At 54.6% G+C, this 3,007-nt stretch carries 1 rRNA gene; it reads right to left on the reverse strand.

Features of this window, described 5'->3' with window-relative positions:
- Positions 1 to 6 precede the first annotated feature (6 nt).
- Positions 7 to 2,920 (reverse strand): 23S ribosomal RNA (locus KNP78_RS15475).
- Between the last annotated feature and the right edge of the window lie 87 nt (positions 2,921 to 3,007).

A 3,007-nucleotide genomic window follows, 5' to 3' on the forward strand; every position in this document is an offset into this window, starting at 1 on the left:
TTAGACTAGATCAAAGCCTCGACCGATTAGTATCATTCAGCTCCACACGTCGCCGTGCTTCCACCCATGACCTATCTACCTCATCGTCTCTGAGGGGTCTTTCTTGATTGCTCAAAGGGAAATCTCATCTCGGAGGGGGCTTCATGCTTAGATGCTTTCAGCACTTATCCCGTCCGCACGTAGCTACCCAGCGATGCTCCTGGCGGAACAACTGGTACACCAGCGGTGCGTCCATCCCGGTCCTCTCGTACTAAGGACAGCTCTCCTCAAATTTCCTGCGCCCACGACGGATAGGGACCGAACTGTCTCACGACGTTCTGAACCCAGCTCGCGTACCGCTTTAATGGGCGAACAGCCCAACCCTTGGGACCTACTCCAGCCCCAGGATGCGATGAGCCGACATCGAGGTGCCAAACCTCCCCGTCGATGTGGACTCTTGGGGGAGATCAGCCTGTTATCCCCAGGGTAGCTTTTATCCGTTGAGCGATGGCCCTTCCATGCGGAACCACCGGATCACTAAGCCCGACTTTCGTCCCTGCTCGACTTGTAGGTCTCGCAGTCAAGCTCCCTTCTGCCTTTGCACTCTTCGAATGATTTCCAACCATTCTGAGGGAACCTTTGGGCGCCTCCGTTACTGTTTAGGAGGCGACCGCCCCAGTCAAACTACCCACCTGACACGGTCCTCCAGCCGGATCACGGCTGCGAGTTAGAGACTCTATACGCAAAGGGTGGTATCCCAAGGGTGTCTCCACCGAAGCTGGCGCTCCGGCTTCACAAACTCCCACCTATCCTGTACATCGCGTACAAAGCCTCAATATCAGGCTGTAGTAAAGCTCCATGGGGTCTTTCCGTCCTGTCGCGGGTAACCTGCATCTTCACAGGTACTATGATTTCACCGGGTCTCTCGTTGAGACAGTGCCCAAATCGTTACGCCTTTCGTGCGGGTCGGAACTTACCCGACAAGGAATTTCGCTACCTTAGGACCGTTATAGTTACGGCCGCCGTTTACTGGGGCTTCGGTTCAGTGCTTCTCTTGCGATGACACATCCCCTTAACCTTCCAGCACCGGGCAGGCGTCAGCCCCTATACTTCATCTTGCGATTTAGCAGAGACCTGTGTTTTTGCTAAACAGTCGTTTGGGCCTATTCACTGCGGCTTATGTTGCCATAAGCGTCCCTTCTCCCGAAGTTACGGGACCATTTTGCCGAGTTCCTTAACGAGAGTTATCCCGCGCGTCTTAGAATTCTCATCTCGCCTACCTGTGTCGGTTTACGGTACTGGCGCCGACCTCCTTACTAGAGGCTTTTCTTGGCAGCGTGAAATCCGGTACTTCGCCCTACGGGCTCCACGTCACAGCTCAGCCTTGTGTGTCGGGCGGATTTGCCAACCCGACGGCCTCGCTGCTTGTCCGTGCACTTCCAGTCGCACGGTTACCTTATCCTTCTGCGTCCCCCCATCGTTCAAACGGTGGTACGGCGGTACAGGAATATCAACCTGTTGTCCATCGCCTACGCCTTTCGGCCTCGGCTTAGGTCCAGACTAACCCTGAGCGGACGAGCCTTCCTCAGGAAACCTTGGGCTTTCGACGGAGGGGATTCTCACCCCTCTTTTCGCTACTCACACCGGCATTCTCACTTCCAAGCGCTCCACGGCTCCTCACGATACCGCTTCACTGCTGCTTGGAACGCTCCCCTACCATCCCTTACGGGATCCATAGCTTCGGTGGTATGTTTAGCCCCGTTACATTTTCGGCGCGGCGTCACTCGACTAGTGAGCTATTACGCACTCTTTGAATGATGGCTGCTTCTAAGCCAACATCCTAGTTGTCTGTGCAACGCCACATCCTTTTCCACTTAACATACACTTGGGGACCTTAGCTGATGGTCTGGGCTGTTTCCCTTTCGACTACGGATCTTATCACTCGCAGTCTGACTCCCGAGTACAAGTTGCCGGCATTCGGAGTTTGACTGAATTCGGTAACCCTGTGGGGGCCCCTAGTCCAATCAGTGCTCTACCTCCGGAACTCTTCACCTCGAGGCTAGCCCTAAAGCTATTTCGGGGAGAACCAGCTATCTCCAGGTTCGATTGGCATTTCACCGCTACCCACACCTCATCCCCGCACTTTTCAACGTGCGTGGGTTCGGACCTCCAGTCAGTGTTACCTGACCTTCATCCTGGACATGGGTAGATCACCTGGTTTCGGGTCTACGACGACGGACTGATGCGCCCTATTCAGACTCGCTTTCGCTGCGGCTCCGCCTCATCGGCTTAACCTCGCCCGCCATCGTAACTCGCCGGTTCATTCTACAAAAGGCACGCCATCACCCGTTAACGGGCTCTGACTACTTGTAGGCATACGGTTTCAGGATCTGTTTCACTCCCCTTCCGGGGTGCTTTTCACCTTTCCCTCACGGTACTGGTTCACTATCGGTCACTAGGAAGTATTTAGCCTTGGGAGATGGTCCTCCCGGATTCCGACGGGGTTTCACGTGTCCCGCCGTACTCAGGATCCACTCTGGAGGGGATACGATTTCGGCTACAGGGCCGTCACCTTCTCTGGCCGACCTTTCCAGGTCGTTCACCTATCCTATCCCTTTGTAACTCCGTATAGAGTGTCCTACAACCCCAGGAAGCATGCTTCCTGGTTTGGGCTGTTCCCGTTTCGCTCGCCGCTACTCAGGGAATCGAATTTTCTTTCTCTTCCTCCGGGTACTTAGATGTTTCAGTTCCCCGGGTTTGCCTCACGCCGTGCTATGTATTCACACGGGTGTCCCGCCAGTCTCCCGGCGGTGGGTTCCCCCATTCGGATACCCCTGGATCAATGTGTACTTACCACTCCCCAGGGCATTTCGCTGTTCGTCGCGTCCTTCATCGGCTCCTAGTGCCAAGGCATCCACCGTACGCCCTTTCTACCTTGATCTAGCGTCTAAGACACACGGTCCTCACGGACCATATGTGAAATTAATTGGTTTGATGTCTTGATGAATCTTCAGTTTTCAAGGAACAA

The organism is Exiguobacterium sp. s28, assembly GCF_018618135.1.
Taxonomy (GTDB): Bacteria; Bacillota; Bacilli; order Exiguobacteriales; family Exiguobacteriaceae; genus Exiguobacterium; species Exiguobacterium mexicanum_A.